The organism is Rhodospirillales bacterium (assembly GCA_016712595.1).
In the GTDB taxonomy this organism is placed as follows: Bacteria; Pseudomonadota; Alphaproteobacteria; order Rhodospirillales; family Defluviicoccaceae; genus Defluviicoccus.
In genome coordinates this window covers 86,612-108,445 of record JADJQT010000006.1, presented here as the reverse complement: position 1 = coordinate 108,445, position 21,834 = coordinate 86,612, and the positions used below count along the sequence as shown (strand labels likewise).

The window sequence follows — 21,834 nt, the reverse complement described above, 5'->3', positions numbered from 1 at the left end:
CCGGTGACGTAGGTTTATTCCCCAGACTCAAATCACGGTCTGTGAGCGACCAGCAGGGCACCCGCGGCAACCAGGAGGATTCCGAGCCAGTTTATTGCTGACAGGCGCTCGCCTAGAAACGCGACCCCGAAGGCGGCAACGAGGACAACGCTGAGCTTGTCGATCGGCGCTACCTGCGAGGCCTGGCCGAGCTTCAGAGCGCGGAAATAACAGATCCAAGAGGCCCCGGTGGCGAGACCGGAAAGCGCCAGAAAGACGGACGAGCGAAAAGAAATGGAGTCCGGACTTTGAAACCCTCCCGTCGCTGCGAGGATCAGGGTCAGCAACAGGGCGATGACGATCGTGCGGATCAGCGTTGCCAGATCCGGATTGATCGTCTCCACGCCGACCTTGCCGAAAATCGCCGTGAGGGCGGCGAACCCCGCCGAGAGCAAGGCCCAGAACTGCCACTGCACGGTCAACGGTCTCATCAGCCTCTCCTTCGTTCTTCACGATGCGGGCCCGCTGCCTGCCGCGAGCGGTGGGTGATCGAATGCGTGCCGCATCCGGCCGGCGATGTGCCGTGCGTGTCGGTCCGTGCGCAGGCATCGTCAGCTTGAATGGCGCATGCCTGCGTTGAACGGGCTGGCGCGAGCGTTTCAAGAATGCGGCATTCGGCGATTGTGCCCCGATGACAGCGGCCAATGAGGTCGGTCAGTTCGTCGCGAAGCGCGTTGAGGTCGGCGATCTTGCGCTCGACTTCGGCCAAGTGTTGCCGCGCGATCATATCCACCGCCTCGCAGGAACTGTCCCGCTGGTCGGCCAGTCCCAGCAGCTCGCGGACCTGATTGAGCGAGAAGCCGAGGTTGCGAGCGCGCCGGATGAAGCTCAGCCGTCCAAGGTGCCCTTTGTCATAGGCGCGGTAATTGCCCTCGGTGCGTCCCGGCTCCGGCAGCAGGCCGATCCGCTCATAGTAGCGGATCGTCTCCACCGTGGTGCCTGTCCGTTTCGCAAGATCACCGATTGCCAACCGCGCCATGGTCTTGACCCTGTAGTGACAACAGGGTGCATATGGTGCGTTCATCGGATTTGACGAGGTGAACAAATGGCCGGCTGCTGCCACAATAACCATTGCTCCTCCTACCAGGAGCTTAACAGCCCACACTGGCGCCGGGCGCTGTGGATCGCCCTCGCAGTCAACGCCTCCATGTTCCTGACTGAGATCGTCGGCGGCGTCGCGGCGGGCTCCGCCTCGCTTCAGGCCGATGCCATCGATTTCCTGGGCGACGCTGCCAACTACGCGCTCAGCCTCAGCGTCGCCGGCATGGCGCTAACCTGGCGGGCGCGGGCCGCCCAGCTCAAGGGCTGGTCGCTCGGTCTTTTGGGCGCGGGCGTGCTGCTTTCGACGGCATGGCACGCCTATGCCGGCATTTTGCCCAAGGCTGAGACCATGGGAGTGATTGGCGTCTTGGCTCTTCTCGCCAACGGCTGCGTGGCGCTGATGCTCTATCGCTTCCGTACGGGCGATGCGAACATGCGTTCCGTGTGGATTTGCTCGCGCAACGACGCGATCGGCAACCTCGCCGTGCTCGCGGCGGCAGGAGGCGTGTTCGGCACCGGAAGCGTGTGGCCAGACCTGATCGTGGCCGCGATTATGGCTGCGCTCGGTATTAGCGGCGGATGGCGGATCGTGCAGCACGCCCATGCCGACCTACGCAGCCCACAGGTCATACCGGTTGGTACGGCACGCTGACCCCCGCTGGGAGGGTTCGCCTTAAGCGGCAACAGCTTTGATCGATACTGGCGCCGACAGGATGTCCGGCGCGGTCAAAATCCTGCGGGCGGCAAAGCTGGCCAGGGCCGGTCGATCGTCTCACCTCGATCCTGCAGGGTGGGGTTTCCGGCCGGCGATACTGTTATCGCGGCGCGTCTATGCACCCCATGCCGCGCTATCTCGTAATTGAGAGCGCTAATATATCCCAAACGGGCTATATTTATGGATTAATCGCCATAAATGCTCTATGTCTGAATTCAGGAACGCACACTTGATATAACCTATATGAGTTATACGTGATTAAGCGCGACATCGGCTGTGAACGTCCGGGCGGTCGGTCAGACTCCTGAACATCGCGGACGGGATCGACCCACAATCCGTCGGTGGTTCGGATTGGCAGTGCTAAAAGCGGTGATCCTGGTGATGGCATCTGGATAAAAGCATAACCGCAACGATCCTATCGGAAATCACTATTAATCTATGGTTGTCGTGTAATAATGAATCAAAACCAATATCGTCAATTTTTGACCAACCCATCGACATTTCTCAATGGCGGTCCGGTTACCCGGCTACGGATAAACATGAATCCTGGCGGGATTTCGTTTCGTAACAGTGTGCACGAGACTGTCCAGTTGGGAGGATCGGTCCCCACGTTCTTTCAATATTCGGACTCGCGAATTACATCGGTAACCTTGCGATATGATGATACCGGAATTCCGGCAACGAGCGCGCTGTGGGCCGAAACGGCCTATCGTGGCGGCAGCCAATTCGTTAATGATCGCGCCTATTATTTGCAATGGAGCGCGGATCAAGCGTACGCCATTACCCTGGGGTATGAGGCGCAGCTTTTCTTTACTGCGCAGTTGGACGGATGCGGCATCCTCGTATTTGAAACACCGCGCAACCTGATCATCATTCACCACAATGTGCAGGTTGCGGCAGTCGGCCAGTCTTTCCTGCAGTCCATCTTTGAATCGCAGCGGAGCCATACCGTACGGGATACGGCCAATCGCTTTGACGTGCGGGCCCAAGCCCTGCAAGATTTGTCCGCCCAGATCATCGCGCTCAATCCGAGCATCGTTCGCGGCACCGCGCTCGACGCTCGCCAGTATATGGCAACCGGTCACGCGGCGAGCGTCTTCGGGGTGAAACGCGGCGGGCAGTGGCGCATCTACGTCAACAGCAAGACCGGCGCCGATTACCACACGGACCTGCTGTTCAGCTGATCGGACACGCGTGGGCTTGCTCAGGCGGCAAGGGCGACGGACAGCCGAGCCTCCCTCATTCGTAGCAAAGCCGCATCGCAATTAAACCATGATGCGAACAGCAGCGCGCCATGATGGTGTGCGACAGTCTGCTTGTCGGGCCCGGTCGCAAGCCGGGCGGCGACGGGCAACAACCAGAGAGTAACGACAATGCGTACACGCAAGGTCTCCCCGATGGCGATCGTCATTGCCACCGTCGGGATGATCTTTTCGACGAGCCTTTCCGCATGCGTGGTGCACGAACGCAGCGAACGGATCGTCCCCTATCCGGTCTACACGAGCGCTCCCGCGTGGCGGCTGGACAATTCTCGTCCGCGTTACGCGGTGTTTCCCGAGCGGCGGTTGAACCACCCGGTCCCGCGCTATCCGTATGCGTGGGAGGAGCGGCGGCGAGGCGATCCACATCCGCATTTGTGGGCCGAGCGGTCGCGGGGCGACGGCGATCGTCACCAGCGCTATGATCGGCGCGACGACCGGCATGGCAATCGACACGACGATCGCGACGACGGCTGATCAACTCGATCGCTCGAGCAAGCACACGAGTCCCGGGGACGGTCGCGTCCTCGGGGCAGGAGGGGACGAAAAGCCCGGTCCCCGGCCTTAATCCGTGTAGCCGGCCGCCTGCGCGGCGGCGCGGAGGAGGGCCCCCGCCTTGTTGCAGGTCTCCTGGTATTCGGCTTCGGCGTCGCTGTCGGCGACGATGCCACCGCCCGCCTGAACGTAGAGCATCTTATCCTTGACGATGGCGGTGCGCAGGGCAATGCAGGTATCGAGCTCGCCCGACGCGCCGATATAACCGATGCAGCCGCCATAGATACCGCGCCGCTCCGGCTCCAGCTCATCGATAATCTCCATCGCCCGCACCTTTGGTGCTCCGGAGACGGTACCGGCGGGAAAGCCGGCGATCAGCGCGTCGATGACATCATATTTGGCATCGAGCGTGCCCTCGACGTTGGAGACGATGTGCATCACATGCGAATAGCGCTCGATCACCATTTGTTCGGTGACGCGCACCGAGCCGGTCTCGGCAACGCGGCCGACGTCGTTGCGCCCGAGATCGAGCAACATCAGGTGCTCGGCCCGCTCCTTCGGATCGGCGAGAAGTTCGGCCTCCAGCGCCACGTCCTCCTCGCGGCTGGCGCCACGCCGGCGGGTTCCGGCGATCGGCCGGATGGTGACCTTGCCGTCGCGCACGCGCACGAGGATCTCCGGGCTGGACCCGACGACGGCGAACCCGTCGAAGTCGAGGTAGAAGAGGAACGGCGACGGATTCAATCGTCGCAGCGCCCGGTAGAGCGCGAAGGGCGGATGATCGAACGGCACGCGGAAGCGCTGCGACGGAACCACCTGGAAGATATCGCCGGCGAAGATGTACCCCTTCGCCTTTTCGACCATCGCGTGGTAGGCGGGTTGGGTGATGTTCGAGTCCGGCTGTGGCATCGGCTGCGGCGGTTCCGCCGGCCCGCGCCCGCGCGGGACCGTCCGCGAGAAATCGGCGATCGCCGTTGCCAGGCGCTCGCGCGCCTCTTCGTAGGCCAGGCCAACGGTAGAGCCCGTGCGCGGCCGGACCGGGGTGACGATCGTCAGGCGGTCGGCGATGGTATCGAAGACGCAGATCACCAGCGGTCTAACGAACAGACCATCCGGTAATCCCAAGGTGTCGGGATTGCCGTCCGGCAGCCGCTCCATCAGCCGCACCATATCATAGCCGATGTAGCCGAACAGGCCGGCCGACATCGGCGGCAGGCCGGCCGGCAGATCAATGCGCGAGGCGGCGACAATGGCCCGCAGCGAGGCGAGGGCCCCCTCCGCGTTGCCGACCGGGCAGGGATTGAAGGCATCGCCGCCGGACTCGTGCGGCCGGCGCACTTCGGCGGCGTTTCCGTGGCAGCGCCAGATCAGATCGGGATCGCGCCCGATGAACGAATAGCGGCCGCGAACGGCGCCGCCTTCGACGGACTCGAGCAGGAATGTGTTCGGCAATCCCTTGGCGAGTTTCAGCATCGCTGAGACCGGCGTATCGAGGTCGGCGACGAGCGATGTCCATAGCACCTGCGCGCGCCCTTGCGCATAGGTGCGGGCGAAGGTCGAATAGGGCGGCTGAATATCCATTGCGGGCCTTGCCGGTTCTCAGAGCGAGCGCTCGAGGGCTTGCGGGTTGATCTTGACCGAGTAGCGCTGGCGCAAGGCGGCCGCGAGCTGCGTGATAATGTCGCCTTGCAGCGACTGGGTCAGCTCATTGCGGACACCCGGCTCGGCAACGCGCATCGCATCCTCTCCCGGCGCGCTCACCGTCGCAAGCCGCGCCACGGCGAAGCCGTCATCGATCGGCACGCTCAGGGTCTCGCCGGCCTTGGCGGCGAAAAGAGCGGTGATCAGCGGACGGGGCAGGTCGGTTGCGCCTTCGCCCTCGCGACCGAAGGCGGGCGTCGTTTCCAGTTTCCAGCCCTTCTCGCTGGCGATGGCCGCAAGGCTGGCGCCGCCGCGCACGCGCTCCGCCGTCTCATCGGCGAGCGCTCTCGCCTTGGTGGTGCGCTCGTGAGCGAGCCAGGCCTCGGCGACGCGGGCCTTGATCGTCTCCAGGGGCGGTACCGCGGATGGTTTGATCGCGTCGACGTGGACGACGAAATAGGTTTCGTTGTCTGCCTCGACTAGGCCGCTGTCGCTGTTTGCCGGGGTGGAAAACACCGATTCGACGAACTTTGCCGGCAGGTCTGGCACTGGTTTGCCGTCGGCGTCCTGTCCGGAGGAATCGAGCGCCGAAATCGTGCGCACCGAAATCCCGAGTTCGCTCGCGGCTTCGCTGAGACTGGCGCCCCGGCCGAGCGCGTCGTCGAGCTTGTTGCTAAGATCGACAAGTGAATCGATCGCCCGGTCGTGTTTCACCGCCGCGGCGAGTTCGTCCTTCACTTCGGCGAAGGGCTTGACCGCGCCGGGTTCAACAGCGGTCACCGTGATCAGGTGCCAGCCGAGGGAGGTGTGGATCGGCTCGCTTGTCCCCCCTGCCGGCGTGCGGAAAATCACCTCGGCGAGTTCCGGCGGAAGCTGATCGCGCGTCACCGGGCCGATAACCTCGGCATCGGTGTTGCCGCCGCTCTTCGCCGCGGTGTCGCGGGCGAGCGTGGTGAAGTCGGTGCCGCTGTCAAGCCGCGAGCGCGCTGCCCGCGCTGCGGCTTCGTCGGCAAAGACAATCTGGCGAAAGCTACGGCGCTCGGCCCGGGTGTAATCCGCGAGCCTTTCCTGATACTGGCGTCGCAGTTCCTCGTCGTCGAGGGTCAGATTCGCGGCGACGGCGTTGGCGGACAGGATGACGGCACTGACGGAACGGAGCTCCGGAGTGGCGAACAGGCCGGAGAAATCGCTGTAGAACGTCTTGAGCGCGTCCTCATCGGGCGCGGGGATGCCGCTGATGTTGGCATCCATGATGCGCACGATCTCGGCGGTTCGCCGTTCACCGTGGTAAAGCGTAAGGGCTTCGACGGCCGCCTGCGGTGGAACGACGCCGCCGGTAAGGCTGCTCAGCAATTGCTGGCGTAGCATTTCCTGACGTAGGAGGGCGACGTAGCGGTCTTCGGTCAGATCGTTGCTGCGCAGGAGCCGGTTGAACACGTCGGCATCAAAGGCGCCCGAGGCGTTGAAAAACCGCTCGTCGCCCTTGATCAGGTCGCGGATGCTCGCGTCGGTGACGGTCAACTTCAGGTCATAAGCCGCCTTTTCGAAGAGCGCGCGTTCGACCATCTGGTTGAGGACCGACGAGGAGATGCCGAGGGCCCGGGCCTGTTCGGCATCGATCGGCTTGCCCATCGCGGCGCCCAGACGGCGCACGGTCGCCCGCACCTCCGTTTGGAAAGCCGTGGCCGAGATCGTCTCGTCACCGACCTTCGCGGCCCAGTCACCGTGTCCGCGTGGGCTGATGACGTCGGCGATCCCCCACACGCCGAAGCTCAGCACCAGGATCAAGAACAGGATTTTTACGACCAGCGACCCGGCGCGTTTGCGGATGGCGTCCAGCATGAGCGAGCGTTCCCGAAGCTGCGTTGTGGCGCGCTCGCCCGGAAAAGCCGGTCGCGCGCGGCGGGATCATAGGGTTGGGCCACACGCGCCCGCAAGCCGCGCTCGCGCCTAGATGCTCACCGGATGCGCTTTGGCCAGCCGGTCGAATTCGAGCAGCGCGCCGATCACGGCGGGCAGCTGTTTCATCGGGATCATGTTCGGCCCGTCGCTCGGCGCCGAATCGGGATCGGGATGCGTTTCCATGAACACGGCGGCGACGCCGACGGCGACGGCGGCACGCGCGAGAATCGGCGCGAATTCGCGCTGGCCGCCGGACGCGCTGCCTTTGCCGCCGGGCTGTTGCACGGAGTGAGTCGCATCGAAAACGACGGGGCAGCCAGTGTTGGCGAGGATCGGCAACGCCCGCATGTCGGAGATCAGGGTATTGTAGCCGAAGCTCGCGCCGCGTTCGCAGACCATCACCCGGTCATTGCCGGCGGCACGGATCTTCTCGACGACGTTGACCATGTCCCAGGGGGCGAGGAACTGGCCCTTCTTGACGTTGATGGCGCAGCCGGTCTCGGCGGCGGCGACGAGAAGATCGGTCTGGCGGCAGAGGAAAGCCGGGATTTGCAGAACATCGACCACCTTGGCGACGGCGGCGCAGTGCGCCGGCTCGTGCACGTCGGTGATCACCGGCAGGCCCACGGATTCGCGAATCTCGGCGAACACCGGCAGCGCCGCGTCGAGACCGGCGCCACGGGCACCGGAAAGGCTGGTGCGGTTGGCCTTGTCGAACGAGGTCTTGTAGATCAGGCCGACGTCGAGATCCCGGGCCATTTCCGCCAGCGCGTAGGCGGTCTCCAGCGCATGGGCGCGGCTTTCCATGACGCAGGGGCCGGCGATAATCACGAGCGGCAGATCGTTGCCGATTGCCAGCCCGCTGACCGTGACGTGGCGGGGGGGTGTCAACGCGCGTCTCCTAGGCTTCGTCCATCCGGCGGCCTCGGCCGATGGACCGAGGCCACCGGAGTGTGCACCCGCGCCCGCGCCTTCGGCAATGCCGCAAAGCGATCGGCTACGCCTCATGTTTCACTTCTGCTGTCCCGTCGCGATCCAACGCGTAATCCCGAGCCCGTGTGAAAACTGGTGCTCAATCGCCGATTGGCAGGCACCTTGGCTGGTGCGGGCGCAGTCGGCGGGACGAGATCGCGCCTCAGCTGCGGATCGCGGCGATGAGCGGCCGGGTGCCGAGGAGATTGATCACCCGTTTCATGTTGTAGGCGAGCACGTGCAGGCTCATTTCCGTTCGCACCCGCTCCAGCCCCCTGGTGAGGGAGTGCGTCGCACCCATCCAGGCCTTGAGCGTGGCGAAAGGATGCTCGACCGTGCGGCGGCGCACCGTCATTGCCTCGGGCGCGTGCTCGATCCGCGCCAGCATGGCGTCGATGACCGCCTCGTGCTCCCAGCGCCGGACACGCCGTTCCTGGCCGGCGTGCACCGGCTCTTCAGCGCGCACTCGCCGCAGCGGGTCGAAAAGTAGGTGATCATCGTCCGGCCCTGCAGGACCGAGCCGAAACGGCGCGGGAGCACCTCGCCGGCGGGACAGCGATAGGCGTCCTCGGCCGGCAGATAGACGAAGTCCTCTTTGGCATAGCGGCCCTCGGCTCTTGCCCCCGAGGTCAGCGGCTTGGGCACGTAGGGGGTCACCCCGATCGCTTCGCATGCCCGGATCTGCTCGCTGCTGAAATAGCCGCGGTCGGCCAGCACGTCGATCGCGTCCTGGCCCATCGCCGCCTTCGCCCTGGCCGCCATCGGTGCCAGCAACGCCCGGTCGACGACGACGTTCGTAACCTCGTGCGCGACGATCAGATGATGCTCGGTCTCGACCGCCGTCTGCACGTTGTAGCCGACGACGCTGGCGCCGCGCATGTTGGTCGCCATCGCCCGTGCGTCGGGGTCGGTCAGCGAGATCTGGCCGTCGGGCGCGGCTTCCACCCGCGCCTTCAAAGCACGCAGCTCGCGCACCTTGGCGCGCATCGCCGCGACCTTCTCCGCCAGCCGCACCGCTTTGTCTTGCGCGACCGAGCCCTCCTGCAGGTCGGCCGCGTCCAGCGCGCCGAGCCAGCGGGCGACGCTGGCCTCGATCTGTTCGATGCGGCGCTGCAGCTTGCCCGGTGTGTAGTTGCGGTCGCGGGCGTTGACCGCCTTGAACTTGCTGCCGTCGATCGCCGCCACCGCTTGGCTGAAAAGCCCCAGCCGGCGGCACAGCAGGATGAACTCGGCACACGCCGCACGGATCGCGGCGCCGTTGTCGCGGCGAAAGTCGGCGATCGTCTTGAAGTCGGGGGCGAGCCGGCGGGTGAGCCACATCAGCTCGAGATTGCGCCGCGCCTCGCGCTCGAGCCGGTGGCTCGACTGGATGCGGTTGAGGTAGCCGTACAGGTAAATCTCGAGCAGCGTCGCCGGATGGTAGGCAGGACGGCCCGTTGCCGCCGGGCTCGCCCGATCAAAACCCAACGCCGCCAAGTCGAGTTCGTCGACATAGGCCTCGACCACCCGCACCGGATTGTCCTCGGAAACATAATCGTCGATGCAGTTCGGCAGCAGCGACTGCTGCAGTCGGTCCTCGCCTTCGATGAAGCGGCTCATGCGCACCCCCGGCTAACCCGCCGCCAACAATAGCCCACCCCGCGTTTTCACACAGCCTCTGCCAAGAGCAGACGCAGGGAGGTGATGGAAGGGAGGCCCAGTCTTTGGTCACATCATGACACTTACGCCGTCGGCACACTCCGAAACCGCTTAAGAGCCTGTTCTATTCGGTGTCGCCGCGGAGGATCTGGAAGGACCTGCCGCACGCGCTGACACTGGTGCCGCTGGGGGGACGGGTCGCGGGACGCATCCTCAACTGGCTGTCGCCGTCGGCCGCCAACTCCGCCGAACGCGCAATGGCAGCATCTCGATCAAATCGTCAATCGCTGCGTTTCGTTTATAAAGGCACCGTTGTTTAGCGAACGACCAACGCTACGCCCTCTGCATCGACACCGCCATCGCGAACGGCTAGGCTCGGCGACACTGCCGGTTCCGCAGTGGCCTGGGTCGGAAGCGCACGCATGCATCTCCTGCTTGTGGAGGACGACACCGAGACCGCCCGCTATGTGGCGACCGCCCTGGAACGCGCCGGCCACACCGTTGCATGGTCGGCGGATGGCAGGGAAGCGCTCGACCTCGCGCGGAATGCCAGCTTCGACGTGCTGATCGTCGATCGCATGCTGCCGGCGATCGACGGCGTCAGCTTGGTCAGGCAGCTCAGGGGCGAGGGGGGCGGCGCACCGGTGCTGTTCCTCAGCGCGCTTGCCGGCATCGACGACCGCGTCACCGGCCTCGAGGCCGGCGGCGACGACTACCTGATCAAGCCGTTCGCGATCGCCGAGCTGCTCGCCAGGGTCAGCGCGCTGGGCCGGCGCTCGTCGACGGCGGAATCACCGACCCGGCTGCGGGTGGCCGACCTCGAGCTCGACCTGATCCGGCGGACTGCGACGCGGTCGGGCGACCCGATCGATTTGCTCCCGCGCGAGTTCGAGCTGCTCGAGTTTCTGATGTGCAACGCGGGGAAGGTGGTGACCAAGACAATGCTGCTGGAACGCGTCTGGAAGTTCACCTTCGATCCGAAAACCACCGTCGTCGAGACGCACGTCAGCCGGCTGCGCAACAAGATCGACAAGGGCTTCGCACCGGAGCTGATCCACACCGTACGCGGCGTCGGATACTGCTTGCGTGGACTGGCGTAAGCGGCTCCGCAGCTCGACGTTTCGCATCGCCGGAACCTACACCGGACTGTTTTCCCTGTCGGTCCTGGTGCTGTTCAGCGTCGTCTACCTCGCCACCGTCCGGTCGATCCGCGAGCAGGTGGAGAACGAGATCCGCGCCGAGATCAGCGCGCTTGCGACCGAGAGGTCGGCGGAAGGCCTTGCCGCGGTGGCGGAAACGATCGCCCGGCGGGTCGACGGCGACCTCAGCGGCGCGCGCCTGTTGCTGCAGGATGCGTCCGGTCGCGTGGTCGCCGGCAACCTCGCGGCAATGATGCCGGTGAACGGCTGGATCGACCTGCCGCCGCCGGAGGACCCGCTCACCGGACGGCGACATTCGGAGCACGTCGTGCACGGCAAGGGCCGCGTCTTCGACGATGGTTGGTACCTGTTCGTCGGCCGGGATTCGCACCCTCTGCGGCAGCTGCGCGAGATCATCGTTCGCGGGTTTCTCGTCTGCGGCCTCGCAACGATCGCCGTGGCGCTGCTGCTGGCACTTGCCACCGGCGAGCGGGCGGTGCGGCGGCTGCGCGCGATGAGTGTCACCAGCAACGACATCATCCGCGGGGATCTGTCGCGCCGGCTGGCGATCAGCCCGCGTCAGGACGAGTTCGATGAACTGGCGCGGTTGGTCAACGCCATGCTCGCCCGGATCGAGCGGTTGGTCGAGGACCTGCAGCAGGTTAGCAACGACATCGCGCACGACCTGCGCACGCCGCTGACCCGGCTACGCCAGCGTCTGGAGCTGGCGGTCCTCACCGAGCGACCCGGCTGCGCGGGCGATTGTCCGATGGCAGGCGAGATCGCGGGTGCAATCGCCGACGCCGACCGGTTGCTCGCCACGTTCTCGGCCATGCTGCGGATCGCGCAGATCGACAGCGGCTCGCGCCGGGCCGGATTTCGTGCGGTCGATCTCTCGCGGTTGCTGCAGAACCTCGTGGAGACCTACCTTCCTGTCGCCGAAGATGCCGGCCATGCGCTGCACGCCGAGCTGGCCGATGGCCTCGGAATCACCGGTGATGCCGAGCTGCTGACCCAGCTGTTCGCCAACCTGATCGAGAACGCGATCGAGCACACCCCGGCCGGCAGCCGGATCGAGGTGACGGTGCGGCAAAACCCGGAAGGCGCTTGCGCCAGCGTCGCCGACGACGGTCCCGGCATTCCCGAAGGGCAGGGCGCCCAGGTGTGCAAACGGTTTGTCCGGCTGGAGACCAGCCGGAACACCCCGGGCAGCGGGCTCGGGCTCAGCTTGGTTGCGGCGATCGCCGACCTGCATGCGGCGAGCTTAGAGTTCGCCGACAACCGCCCAGGGCTGCGGGTGACGCTCCGCTTCCCGGCCGGAGCAGCGCCGGGCCGCTGAGCGGGAAACGCCCGCGCGGCACTTTACAGAGATGTAAGTCCCTCCGCCGGTGGAGAAGTGCTAGTCGGATTCGGCGGTGGCGCTCTTCGACACGCGATCGCCCCATCCACTGGCAAGGCTGAACATGACCGACGTTAACCTCGATCTTTCGCTGCAGCACGCAGCTCCGTCGCCGGAGAGGCCGGCGGGCCGGACTGCTGCAGGACTGCTGAGCGCACCGGACGGTCGCAAGCAGATCGCGACCCGCGCCTTCTTCATCGCCGCGCTCGCCCTCCTGAGCGTCACCGCGAGCGACTGGCCGCCGCTGGTCAGCGCCGTGATGCTGGCAGCCGGCTATACGCTCGTCCGGTTCGCGATCGCCGGTCGTGCCTGGACCGCGCTTTATATCGCTGGGCGCAAGCAGCGCGAGCTGCTGACCCTCGGCCCTTACTCGATGTGCCGGAACCCGGTCTATTTGTACACCTTCGTCGGTCTTGTCGGGATCGCGCTTGCCGCCGGATCGCTGCTGATTGCGGCGGCCGTGGTCGTGTGGTTCGCCGGGTATTACCCGCGGGTGATCCGCAAGGAGGAGGCGAAACTTCACGACCTCTTTGCGGACAAGTTCGTTCAGTACTGCCGGGAGACGCCGACGTTCTTTCCCCGGCTTCGCCTGCTGCGGGACGCTGCGACCTGCGGCGTCGATCCGGCGACGATCCGGGCCAACGCCAAGGATTACGTCTGGATGATCTGGGGCCTCGGCATCGTGCAGCTACTGCTGATCCTGCATCAAGCCTCCCTGCTTCCCGTCCTCACCCGGATTTACTGAGCCATGTCTCCTCTGTCCGGCCACCCTGCGATCGACACCAGCGCCACTCTGGATGCCCCTGCCTCGCGCACGGCGCCTCCGGCCGCCGCCGTGCGGCGCTCCGAAAAGGAGCGGCGCGACGCGCGCGAAAAGCGTCGCCTCGTTGAACGGATCGCCCGCTGGGCGAAGCGGCTGAACGCGACCCACTCGAAGGTCGCTGACCTCAGCGTCTTCGACAACCGCGACTTCCCCTGGGTCGCCGACATTGAACGCGACTGGCGGCTGATCAGGACCGAGCTCGACCGGGTTCTGCAGCGGCAGGCGGACCTGCCAGCGTTCCACGAGGTCGTCGCCGAGTTCAAGACGATCACCCGCGACAATCACTGGAAGACGTTCTTCCTGCTCGGCTACGGCGCGCCGCTTTGGCGCAATATCGAGCAGTGCCCCGACACCTGGCGCATCCTGCAGCGCATTCCCGGGCTGAAGACGGCGATGTTCTCGATTCTTGAGCCCGGCAAGCACCTGCCGCCGCACAAGGGCCCCTACAACGGCGTGCTCCGGCTGCACCTGGCGCTGATCGTCCCGGAGCCGAACGACGCGCTGACGCTGCGGGTCGGAGACCGCGTCTGCCACTGGCAGGAAGGAAAAGTGCTGATCTTCGACGACTACTTCGAGCACGAAGTGTGGAACGGCAGCACCGGTACCAGGGTCGTGCTGTTCGTCGACTTCCTCAAGCCGCTGCGGTTTCCGGCAAACATTGTCAACCGGCTGCTGCTTCGACTGGCCCCGTTCACCCCTTTCGTCCGCGAGGCGCAGGAGCGGCACCGGGCGTGGGAAAAACGCTACTATGCCAAATGACCCGAGCAACGCTCCCGACGGGCAAGGGCTCAGGTGCACGCAGCACGCGTAGCCCGAATGCAGCATAAGCGATAGTCCTGGTTGCCAGCCGCAGTGACTCCGCTTCGTTCGATGCGGGTGCGTCGCGATGCGCTCCAAACCGGACATATTCACGCCAATGCCGGAATGTCCGCTCTTGGCGAGAAACGTAATTTCAAACTGAACCATCGCAAGCGATCGCGGGCTGCCGTCGCCGCCAAACGCGCTTGGCGACGGATCGGAAACTCCCCGGATGGAGTTGCCGACCGTCGGGCCATTGCCGAGGCGGGTTACGTACCGGCTTTCGCCATCAATTCGGCCTTGCGCTCGGCGAGCTGACCGCCCAGCGCCTTCAAGTCGATGTCGCTGTCACGGGTCTCCGGGAACAGTTCCGTTTCTTCTTCCTCGACGTGGTGATTGACGTATTCGCCGAGCACCGTGACCTTGGCGTCGAACAGCCGCTCGCCGGCCTTCATGCCCTGGATCTCACTGATGAGCTGCTTGGCGCTGGCATGCTCGACCTCGGCCTCGTCGAGCAGGTCGTCATCATCGATTCCGGCGCGTACGGCGGGATAGAATATTTCCTCTTCAATCTGCGTGTGCACTGTCAGCGCGCGGCAGATCTTTTCGGCGAGCGCCTGCTTTTCGCTGTCCTCCTCCAGGGACTCGTACTGTTTGAACCACTGCTTGACCTCGCGGTGATCATCCTTGAGCAAGCGGATGGCATCGGCGGGCTTTGCTGTCGCGTGGGCGGCGCGGCGCGCGGTTTTCGAGCCCTTCTTTGCCGTCGCCGGCGTTTGCGTCGCAGTCTTGGTACTAGGCATGTCGGTCCTCGTCTGTCTTCAATCGCGAGAAGAACCGCGCAAGCGTAACGAAGTTCCGGCGTAATGCCGGCGCAACAAAGTGCGGCGGCGCGCGTCCGGCAGTGGCGGCGATGGTGGCGCGCGCGGCCCGAGAGCGGGATCAATCCGCGCGTGCGCTTGCTCAGCGACTGGGAAGCAGGGTCGGGGTCAGGCCGCAGGCGAGCGCGTCAGGGGATCCGGTGCGCCCGGCGATGCGCACAACGCCGGTGGCGATCGCCATCGGATCGTCGGCCTCGGAGAGCATCTGTAGATCCGCCCAGGTGCCCACTTCCTCGGCCCGCTCGCGGTGCATCCCCGCCAGCCCGCAGAGTTCGGCGAGCGCCGCGTCGTATCCAGCCCCCACCTCGGTGTGCGATACCCGGGCGTCTTCATCCAGCAGCCCGAGCGCGATGGCGGCATCGCGGGCGGCTCCGCCGAACGCCCCGAGGGCGACGATCAGCCGGCCCGCCTCCGCGTGCAGCAGGGCTTCCTCGACGATGCCGGGCATTCGGCCCTGGTATCCCGCGACCTTTCCGGACGCGACGACGCGCAGGATGGTCTCGCCCGCCATCGTCCGCCGCATCGCGGCAAGGGCGTCGCCCGCGGACGGCGTGCCGCTTCGTGCGCGGATCGAGGCGAGCTCGCCAACCAGTTCATCCGCTCCCATCGCGTGGCTGTCACCGGCCGGCGAGACGATCCGCCTCAGGCCGTCCTCGGTGCTGAACACCGCGAGATACTCACCTGCGACGTCGACGAACCGGGTCTCGGCGACGGTTCCGAGCAAAGCGAGATGGTCCAACAGTTCGGCCGGATCGACATCGCACCAGGACGAATAGGCAAAATAATGCACGATCGCCGGCCATCCGTCGGCGACGAGGCGACTCTTGGCATAGGCGGCGGTGAGCGCATCGAAGAGCTCGCGGGTATAACCGGATCGGCGCAGGTCACCGCCGTAGCCGATCCGCAGGTCGCCACGCAGCAACTCGATCAACAGCGCGTTCAAAACCTGACGCAGGTGATGATCGAGATAGCCGAAGCGCGGCAGATCGGGGCCATCCGAGACCGACAGGGCGACGATCGGACCACCGCGGCTCATGGCACGGCCTCGAGTTCGGACAGCGCCCGGAGCTGCAAACCGGCGCCGATCGCCTCGATCAGCGGGCGTTCGTGCTCGTCGAGCGGCGGGTCCGGATAAACGATCATCGATTCGTTTCGCTGGGTGATGCGCAGATGGACGACATCGACCAGTTCGGGCGTGCGTAGAAAATAGGCGATGCTTCCCGGATCGATTCCCCCGGTCGCGGCGAGCCGGGCGACGGCCGCCTCGGCCCGCATCCGCCAGACCAGCGCGCGCAGCACCTCGGTCATCATCGCCAGGATGATCCGCTCGATCTCTCCCTCGGAGAACCCGGGGGCGTTCCCGTCGCCCGCGGCGTCGCCCGTTGCATCGCCCGGGCGCGCGAGCACGATTCGCATCGCTGGCACGTTGCCGCCGTAGGGAAAGATGCGCGCCTCGCCGCGCTCGATGAGATCGACCACGAGCACCGGGCGATGGTGCAGCTTGCCGCGCAGCATCTCCCATCGGCACCACGGCCGGGTGCCGTATTGATCGCTGCGGATGACCACGAGCGCGCTGCGGGCGATCTGCGCGTCGAACTGGCCGTCGAAGCGGGCGCCGCCGGGAAGGTCGGTGGCATCGACGAACGTCTCGACACCGTAGGTGTTACCCTGGAGGTGCTGCTCGATCGCCTGGGTGAGCGCCCATCCGTCCGCCTTGGCGTGACTGAGAAAAAGGCGCTCGCGGTCGATGAGGACGGCATCGATATTACCGCCGTCGCGGCCGACCTTCTCGCGTGCCTTGAGATGCTGGCCGATGGCGTTGGTAATATGGATGAGGAATAAATCGCGTCGACGGCGCTCGTCTGTCGGCCAAGCCTGGGTTCCGACCTGCTGGATCGCCGACAGGCCCGGCAACCGCCCCGGCTTGGGCGAGAAGGCAAGGACGCGCGTTCGCAAAGGGTCGCTGGCGCGCGCGTTTGTCAAGGCGGAGAAGAAGCCGCGCCAGGATGTTCCCGCCGCGTTGGCCAGCGCCCAGGAATCCAGTACGACAATGAAATTGACCTCGGCCGCGTCGAAGGCGATCGGCCGCGGCGGTCCGCCGGGGTCCGTCCCCCACGCCTGACTGCGGACGCGCACCGGAATGCGCATGCCCAGCCCGTCGCGGACCGGCTCATCGCCGTCGAAGTGCAAGGCGATCTGCCGCGCCAGTGCCGCATCCTCGACGCTGTCCGGATGCCAGATGACGTAGATGGCGAGCGCGCATGTCATCGCCGATGCCACTCCTTCAAGCTGCCCTGCCAAGCTGCCCTGCCAACCCGACCCACCCCCGTCAGAACCTCGACGGATCACCGAGCACAGAGCCGATCGTCACCCAAACAATAGCAAATTTTCACACTGTGAGCGCGGTTCGGTGGCGCCTGCGTTCGAAATCTCGTGTCTCGCCAGCGGCTGGCGGATGCTGCCGATCCATCTCGGTTCCCGGCAGACGGTCTATGCCTGGTTCCGCGAGTTGGCGCGGCAGTTTCTGTTCCAGACCCTTTAAGACGTGGCGCTGATGGTCGATCGTAAGGCGGGCCGGGCGCGACGCCAATCCGTGGGCTGCGGTGATCGACAATCAGTCGGTCAAGGCCTCGCACGCAAAAACAAGGGACTACGACGCCGGCCGACAGGGCCGGCGTCCAGGTGATCCTGGGGGCGATCCGCGAGCGCTGACCCTGGGTGACGCCTCTGTTCGCCGATGGCGCCTACGGCCGCCTCACCCTGATGGACGAGGCCGCCGACCTCGACTTCGTCGTGAGATCATCCGCCGTTCCGATGAGCAGAAAGGCTTCGAGGTCCCGCCCCAGGCGCTGGTTGGTCGAGCGCACCTTCGGCTGGATGTCCGCTGGCGTCGCCTCGCGCGTGACTACAAACAGCGCATCGACGTCTCCCAGGCCATGATCCCCGTCGCCAGGGGCGGCAACCTCCTGCGCCGAAATGCTCACCCATGATTTTCCAAACGGACTCTCAACCCCCTGTCACGCGCCCAGGAGGAAGCCGACGGCGCCGGCGACGAGGCCGTAGACAATCATCGGCACCACCGTGCGTTTGATGATGACGCCTTCCTTGTTGAGGATGCCGAGCAGCGAGCAAACGGCGACGATATTGTTGATGCACACCATGTTGCCCATCGCGCCACCGACCGACTGCATGGCGATGATGACCGTGGGATTGAGCCCCAGCGTCTCCGCGATCGACTTCTGGATGCCGGCGAACATCAGGTTGGAAACGGTATTCGAGCCTGCGAAGAACGCGCCGATCGCGCCCAGATAGGAGGCGAAGAACTGCCAGCTACGGCCGAACAGATCGGCGAAATACTGGCCGATGACGATCACCATCGCCTTGTCGCCGCCAACGGTCATCAGCTTGACCATCACCAGCGCGCCCAACAGGGCGAAGATCGGCCTGACCATCCGGCTGGATGTTTCCGTCCATAGGTGCGCCGTCGTCCTCCAATTCATCCCGAACAAGATCAGCGATGCGAAGGATACGACGAAGAACGGAATGAACGCGGGAATGTAGAGGGTGGAAAACGACCAGGAACTGCCCGTTCCGAAGATTTGCGTCAGCTTCACGACCAGCGCCGCGCTGATGCTGAATTCACCGAGCGATCCTAAAGGGGTGGTGAAAGCGGGAGAGGCGGCCGTCAGCAACGCCTTGATCCCGAGAAACGGGATGCGGGTCACGATCAGCACCAGCACGGTTCCCCACAACGGGAAGAATGCCTTGACGAGCGTGCCCAAGTCGGTCGACGGCCGAGAGTGCGTTCCATCGCCCTTTGCCAGTCCGATGTCGGCCCGCGCGAGCATGACCGAGCCGAGGAGGCCGATCATCCCGCCGATCAATGAGGGGAATTCGTAGTTGAAAAAGGCGATAAGCAGATACGGAACAACGCAGCTCAGAATACTCAAGTAGACGAAGACGATGTTGGCGCGAATGTCCCGCCAGCTCACCACGAAGCTGAGAGCGATGAGTGGGATGACGAGCGCGGCGACGCTATGGATGATCGCCGAATCGATGCCGATTTGCAGGAGTTGTTCAGGTGGTAACTTCAATTGCCCGAGACCGAACCATGTCGGCGTGCCTACCGCGCCGAAGGTCACCGGAACCGAGTTCATGACCAGAGTCAGGCACGCGACGTTCAGCGGTTGAAAGCCGAGCCCGACAAGAATTGGCGCCGCGAGCGCAGCCGGAGTGCCGAAGCCGCTCGCTCCTTCGATTAGGAACGCAAATGCCCAGCCGATGATCATAAGCTGGGCCACCGGGTTTGGACTGACGCCGTTGAGCCATGAACGAACGGTATTCATGGCTCCGGTAACTTCCATCGTCTTGAACAGGAGAATAGCGCCCCAGATGATGAATATTGGCACCCACGCGGTCAAAAGTCCGTTGACGATGGTTGCATTGGTGACATTTGGATCGTTGCCAAAGTATATAAGCGAAATGCCGTATACGAGCAGGGCGGAGATCGGCAACGCAATGTGCGAAGGCACATTATTTTTCTTGGTCATCATGAAAATAAGCACAATGACCGGCGCCGCCGAAAATATAAAATCGGCAGTTGAATAGCTCACGGTGTCTCTCTCCCATGTCATCTTATTACTTACAGTTTATGTGCCACACGTCGCGACAATCAATGGGAGATTTGAGAGAGTTGCTCGTTCGTACTTTCAGGTTTTCTAATGAATCGGAGGCATTAAAAAATTATACTGCATATCAACCCGGCTCAACGAAGCTGCATCGCTCAGATGCGCGTTATGCCGGCGAGTCTATGGGCTGGTCCTTGCGATCCTGCGATCATTGCGGCGGGAGGTGATCCGGCCGGGTTCGGCGGGATTAAGCTCCCGCACGTAGGGCGGCAGCGGGACGAGGGTGACGGCGTCTGGGACCCGCAACGCCCTGGCGCCGCGCCAGCCAGCGTGGTCAAGGACAATGACGGCGTCGTCGCCGCCCCTTCAGCCACCAGCGATGGCAAATCCGCTCCTTCTCGCCGACGCCGGCCTCGTCCATCAACCACGGCTCGACGCGCCGCTCGGGATGCGCCTCGCCAAGCCACCTCAACCGCTCAACGGTATGAGACACGACTCGCGGTTCGTGGATGAAATGGTGTGCCGATCCGGGGCGATCACGGCAGAGGCGGCATCCGCACCGGAAGTAATGCGGGTGGCAAAGGAGGCGATGGGTTAGGCACTCCGATGATCCAGCGGCGCCGGCGGTCTGCAGTTGACGCGTAGCGTGCGGCTGCCGACAGTGCGGGCATGCCGATCGCAGCTCCCCTGTCCGCCGTTCTGCCGTTCCATCCCCTCCTGCTCCTGCTCGCGGCCCTGGCGCTTGAGCCGGTGCTTGGCGAGGCGCGCGGCGTGTTGGCCCGGTTGCCGCATCCGGTGCGCGGCGTCGGCGCGGTGGTGGCGGCGCTCGATCGCAAGCTCAACCGCGAGGAGCGCCGCGCGACGGATCGGCGCCTGCGCGGCGTGTTGCTCGTCGTTTTCGTCGCCGGGCTCGCCGGGGGTGTCGGCATCGCCGTGTCCGTGCTCGCGCGGCTGGTGCCCTACGGCTGGGTGGGCGAGCTTGTGGTCGTCATCACGCTGCTGGCCCAGCGAAGCCTGTTCCGTCATGTCCTCAACGTCGTCCGCGCGCTGCAGCGCGGCGGCGTTGAGGCTGGGCGCGCCCAGGTCGCGCTTATCGTCGGCCGCGACGTCCGCCGGCTCGATGCCCATGGCGTTGCCCGCGCCGCGATCGAATCCTGTGCCGAGAACTTTTCCGACGCGGTCGTGGCGCCGACGTTCTGGTTCGTGCTCTTCGGCCTGCCGGGGATGCTCGTCTACAAGGCGGTCAACACCATGGACAGCATGGTCGGCTACCGCTCCGAGCGCTACCGCGCGTTCGGTTGGGCGGCAGCGCGCCTCGACGACGCCCTCAACCTCGTGCCCGCCCGCCTCGCCGGTGTCATGCTCGGGGCGGCGGCGATCGCCGTGCCGCGGGCGAGCGTCATCAAGGGGGTAAGGGTCATGCTGCGCGACGCGCGCAAGCATCGCTCGCCGAATTCGGGGTTTCCGGAAGCGGCGATGGCGGGCGCGCTCGGCCTTTCGCTCGCCGGTCCGCGATGCTATCCCGGGCTTGTCGTCGACGATCCGTGGATCGGCGACGGCACGGCGCGGGCGACGGCGCAGGACGTCGGCCGCGCGTTGGCGCTGTTCGCCGTTGCCTGTGTGCTCAATGGCGCAGCGGTGGCGGCGATCGCCGCCGCCTGTTTCGTCTGGTCCGCGTAACCGCGCGCGCATGGGATGGAGAGCATGTCCGATTTTACCCTGGTGATCGCCAACAAGGCGTATTCGTCGTGGTCGCTGCGGCCGTGGCTGGCGATGCGGATGGCGGGGATCAACTTCGACGAGGTGGTCATTCCTCTGCGCCAGCCGGACACGGCCGAGAGGATCGCCCGCCACTCGCCGGCCGGCAAGGTGCCGATCCTGCACGCGGGATCGACGACGATCTGGGACTCGATGGCGATCCTCGAATATCTCGCCGAGCGGTTTCCCGATCGCCGACTGTGGCCGACTGACCCCGGCGCCCGGGCGCACGCCCGCTGCGTCTCGGCGGAAATGCATGCGGGGTTTGCCGCCCTGCGCAGCAACATGCCGATGCAGGTCCTAAAATCGTTGCCGGGACGCGGACGAACGCCGGACGTCGATCAGGACATTTCCCGCATCCTCGCCCTGTGGGCCGACTGCCGCGCCCGCTTCGGCGCCGATGGTCCATTTCTCTTCGGCGCCTTCTGCAACGCCGATGCGATGTTCGCGCCGGTGGTCACGCGGTTTCGCACCTACGGCGTGACCCTCGACGCCGTCGGCAACGCCTACAGCGCCGCTGTTCTGGCCCTGCCTGCGATGGCGGCGTGGTGCGCCGAAGCCGCGGTTGAGCCGTGGACGATCACTTACGACATCGTCTGAACGTATCCCGGCTGCGGCGGAAACGGACGAAATTGTACGGATGTCCGGTCGCGTTTGTCATGTTTACGACAGGCGGAATTGCCGTCCTTACTCTCGATAACGACTT

At 65.1% G+C, this 21,834-nt stretch carries 19 protein-coding genes and 2 pseudogenes; 10 read left to right on the top strand and 11 right to left on the bottom strand.

Translation table 11 applies throughout. From position 1 onward, the window contains the following. Positions 1 to 32: 32 nt before the first annotated feature. On the bottom strand, positions 33 to 470 hold the full coding sequence (locus IPK66_18335; protein ID MBK8177136.1) for an EamA family transporter: 438 nt from the start codon (positions 468 to 470) through the stop codon (positions 33 to 35). After that, the gene (locus tag IPK66_18330) at positions 470 to 1,018 is read right to left on the bottom strand and encodes a helix-turn-helix domain-containing protein (protein ID MBK8177135.1); all 549 of its coding nucleotides are present in this window, start codon (positions 1,016 to 1,018) and stop codon (positions 470 to 472) included. Before IPK66_18330 ends, IPK66_18335 begins: the two co-directional genes overlap by 1 nt. A 66-nt stretch (positions 1,019 to 1,084) precedes the next feature. Between IPK66_18330 and IPK66_18325 the strand changes: the two genes are divergently transcribed. From IPK66_18325 to IPK66_18315, 3 genes are all read left to right on the top strand, one after another. Then, complete coding sequence (locus IPK66_18325; GenBank protein MBK8177134.1) at positions 1,085 to 1,732, top strand: cation transporter; 648 nt, start codon at positions 1,085 to 1,087, stop codon at positions 1,730 to 1,732. Between the two features lie 518 nt (positions 1,733 to 2,250). Beyond that, positions 2,251 to 2,979: a hypothetical protein gene (locus IPK66_18320; protein MBK8177133.1), complete on the top strand. Its 729-nt coding sequence runs from the start codon at positions 2,251 to 2,253 to the stop codon at positions 2,977 to 2,979. A gap of 189 nt (positions 2,980 to 3,168) precedes the next feature. Then, positions 3,169 to 3,531: a hypothetical protein gene (locus tag IPK66_18315; GenBank protein MBK8177132.1), complete on the top strand. Its 363-nt coding sequence runs from the start codon at positions 3,169 to 3,171 to the stop codon at positions 3,529 to 3,531. Positions 3,532 to 3,618: 87 nt separating this feature from the next. Here IPK66_18315 and trpE read toward each other — a convergent pair whose 3' ends face one another. The 4 genes and pseudogenes from trpE to IPK66_18295 all read right to left on the bottom strand — a co-directional run bounded on the left by trpE (position 3,619) and on the right by IPK66_18295 (position 9,663). Further along, complete coding sequence (trpE, locus tag IPK66_18310; GenBank protein ID MBK8177131.1) at positions 3,619 to 5,130, bottom strand: anthranilate synthase component I; 1,512 nt, start codon at positions 5,128 to 5,130, stop codon at positions 3,619 to 3,621. A gap of 18 nt (positions 5,131 to 5,148) precedes the next feature. Next, positions 5,149 to 7,032: a peptidyl-prolyl cis-trans isomerase gene (locus tag IPK66_18305; GenBank protein ID MBK8177130.1), complete on the bottom strand. Its 1,884-nt coding sequence runs from the start codon at positions 7,030 to 7,032 to the stop codon at positions 5,149 to 5,151. A 108-nt stretch (positions 7,033 to 7,140) separates the two neighbouring features. After that, positions 7,141 to 8,100, bottom strand: a complete 960-nt coding sequence (gene kdsA, locus IPK66_18300) for a 3-deoxy-8-phosphooctulonate synthase (GenBank protein ID MBK8177129.1) — start codon at positions 8,098 to 8,100, stop codon at positions 7,141 to 7,143. 127 nt (positions 8,101 to 8,227) lie between these two features. After that, a pseudogene (locus IPK66_18295) lies at positions 8,228 to 9,663 on the bottom strand (IS1182 family transposase). Positions 9,664 to 10,124: 461 nt separating this feature from the next. Between IPK66_18295 and IPK66_18290 the strand changes: the two are divergent. From IPK66_18290 to IPK66_18275, 4 genes are all read left to right on the top strand, one after another. Further along, a complete protein-coding gene (locus tag IPK66_18290; GenBank protein ID MBK8177128.1) occupies positions 10,125 to 10,802 on the top strand; it encodes a response regulator transcription factor in 678 nt (225 codons plus the stop codon). Then, the gene (locus IPK66_18285; GenBank protein ID MBK8177127.1) at positions 10,789 to 12,180 is read left to right on the top strand and encodes a HAMP domain-containing protein; all 1,392 of its coding nucleotides are present in this window, start codon (positions 10,789 to 10,791) and stop codon (positions 12,178 to 12,180) included. The genes IPK66_18290 and IPK66_18285 overlap by 14 nt, the downstream gene beginning before the upstream one ends. 124 nt (positions 12,181 to 12,304) lie before the next feature. After that, positions 12,305 to 12,985 carry an isoprenylcysteine carboxylmethyltransferase family protein gene (locus tag IPK66_18280; GenBank protein MBK8177126.1) on the top strand — a complete coding sequence of 227 codons (681 nt, stop codon included), beginning with the start codon at positions 12,305 to 12,307 and terminating at the stop codon, positions 12,983 to 12,985. A 3-nt stretch (positions 12,986 to 12,988) separates the two neighbouring features. Further along, on the top strand, positions 12,989 to 13,822 hold the full coding sequence (locus IPK66_18275; GenBank protein ID MBK8177125.1) for an aspartyl/asparaginyl beta-hydroxylase domain-containing protein: 834 nt from the start codon (positions 12,989 to 12,991) through the stop codon (positions 13,820 to 13,822). 308 nt (positions 13,823 to 14,130) lie between these two features. Here the strand turns inward: IPK66_18275 and IPK66_18270 are convergent, their stop codons facing one another. The 3 genes from IPK66_18270 to IPK66_18260 all read right to left on the bottom strand — a co-directional run bounded on the left by IPK66_18270 (position 14,131) and on the right by IPK66_18260 (position 17,010). Next, complete coding sequence (locus IPK66_18270) at positions 14,131 to 14,664, bottom strand: hemerythrin domain-containing protein (GenBank protein MBK8177124.1); 534 nt, start codon at positions 14,662 to 14,664, stop codon at positions 14,131 to 14,133. Positions 14,665 to 14,824: 160 nt separating this feature from the next. Further along, positions 14,825 to 15,778, bottom strand: a complete 954-nt coding sequence (locus IPK66_18265) for a hypothetical protein (protein MBK8177123.1) — start codon at positions 15,776 to 15,778, stop codon at positions 14,825 to 14,827. Further along, entirely contained in the window at positions 15,775 to 17,010 is a 1,236-nt protein-coding gene (locus IPK66_18260; protein ID MBK8177122.1) for a toll/interleukin-1 receptor domain-containing protein, read from the bottom strand. The genes IPK66_18265 and IPK66_18260 overlap by 4 nt, the downstream gene beginning before the upstream one ends. Before the next feature lie 178 nt (positions 17,011 to 17,188). On the opposite strand from IPK66_18260, the pseudogene IPK66_18255 reads away from it, so the two are divergent. Continuing rightward, a pseudogene (locus IPK66_18255) lies at positions 17,189 to 17,732 on the top strand (transposase). Between the two features lie 27 nt (positions 17,733 to 17,759). Here the strand turns inward: IPK66_18255 and IPK66_18250 are convergent. Together IPK66_18250 and IPK66_18245 are read right to left on the bottom strand one after the other, a co-directional pair. Continuing rightward, a complete protein-coding gene (locus tag IPK66_18250; GenBank protein MBK8177121.1) occupies positions 17,760 to 19,376 on the bottom strand; it encodes an L-lactate permease in 1,617 nt (538 codons plus the stop codon). A 328-nt stretch (positions 19,377 to 19,704) separates the two neighbouring features. Further along, on the bottom strand, positions 19,705 to 19,863 hold the full coding sequence (locus IPK66_18245; protein MBK8177120.1) for a hypothetical protein: 159 nt from the start codon (positions 19,861 to 19,863) through the stop codon (positions 19,705 to 19,707). Between the two features lie 176 nt (positions 19,864 to 20,039). On the opposite strand from IPK66_18245, the gene cobD reads away from it, so the two are divergent. Together cobD and IPK66_18235 are read left to right on the top strand one after the other, a co-directional pair. After that, on the top strand, positions 20,040 to 21,050 hold the full coding sequence (cobD, locus tag IPK66_18240; protein MBK8177119.1) for a cobalamin biosynthesis protein CobD: 1,011 nt from the start codon (positions 20,040 to 20,042) through the stop codon (positions 21,048 to 21,050). A 24-nt stretch (positions 21,051 to 21,074) separates the two neighbouring features. Then, positions 21,075 to 21,728 carry a glutathione S-transferase family protein gene (locus IPK66_18235; GenBank protein MBK8177118.1) on the top strand — a complete coding sequence of 218 codons (654 nt, stop codon included), beginning with the start codon at positions 21,075 to 21,077 and terminating at the stop codon, positions 21,726 to 21,728. Positions 21,729 to 21,834: the final 106 nt, after the last annotated feature.

Coding starts and splice junctions, on each gene's coding strand:
- cobD (MBK8177119.1), top strand. CDS start 20,040: ATGCCGATCGCAGCTCCCCTGTCCGCCGTTCTGCCGTTCCATCCCCTC.
- IPK66_18330 (MBK8177135.1), bottom strand. CDS start 1,018: ATGGCGCGGTTGGCAATCGGTGATCTTGCGAAACGGACAGGCACCACG.
- kdsA (MBK8177129.1), bottom strand. CDS start 8,100: ATGAGGCGTAGCCGATCGCTTTGCGGCATTGCCGAAGGCGCGGGCGCG.
- IPK66_18250 (MBK8177121.1), bottom strand. CDS start 19,376: ATGACATGGGAGAGAGACACCGTGAGCTATTCAACTGCCGATTTTATA.
- IPK66_18305 (MBK8177130.1), bottom strand. CDS start 7,032: ATGCTGGACGCCATCCGCAAACGCGCCGGGTCGCTGGTCGTAAAAATC.
- IPK66_18280 (MBK8177126.1), top strand. CDS start 12,305: ATGACCGACGTTAACCTCGATCTTTCGCTGCAGCACGCAGCTCCGTCG.
- IPK66_18335 (MBK8177136.1), bottom strand. CDS start 470: ATGAGACCGTTGACCGTGCAGTGGCAGTTCTGGGCCTTGCTCTCGGCG.
- trpE (MBK8177131.1), bottom strand. CDS start 5,130: ATGGATATTCAGCCGCCCTATTCGACCTTCGCCCGCACCTATGCGCAA.
- IPK66_18235 (MBK8177118.1), top strand. CDS start 21,075: ATGTCCGATTTTACCCTGGTGATCGCCAACAAGGCGTATTCGTCGTGG.
- IPK66_18270 (MBK8177124.1), bottom strand. CDS start 14,664: ATGCCTAGTACCAAGACTGCGACGCAAACGCCGGCGACGGCAAAGAAG.
- IPK66_18275 (MBK8177125.1), top strand. CDS start 12,989: ATGTCTCCTCTGTCCGGCCACCCTGCGATCGACACCAGCGCCACTCTG.
- IPK66_18290 (MBK8177128.1), top strand. CDS start 10,125: ATGCATCTCCTGCTTGTGGAGGACGACACCGAGACCGCCCGCTATGTG.
- IPK66_18260 (MBK8177122.1), bottom strand. CDS start 17,010: ATGACATGCGCGCTCGCCATCTACGTCATCTGGCATCCGGACAGCGTC.
- IPK66_18265 (MBK8177123.1), bottom strand. CDS start 15,778: ATGAGCCGCGGTGGTCCGATCGTCGCCCTGTCGGTCTCGGATGGCCCC.
- IPK66_18320 (MBK8177133.1), top strand. CDS start 2,251: ATGAATCAAAACCAATATCGTCAATTTTTGACCAACCCATCGACATTT.
- IPK66_18315 (MBK8177132.1), top strand. CDS start 3,169: ATGCGTACACGCAAGGTCTCCCCGATGGCGATCGTCATTGCCACCGTC.
- IPK66_18325 (MBK8177134.1), top strand. CDS start 1,085: ATGGCCGGCTGCTGCCACAATAACCATTGCTCCTCCTACCAGGAGCTT.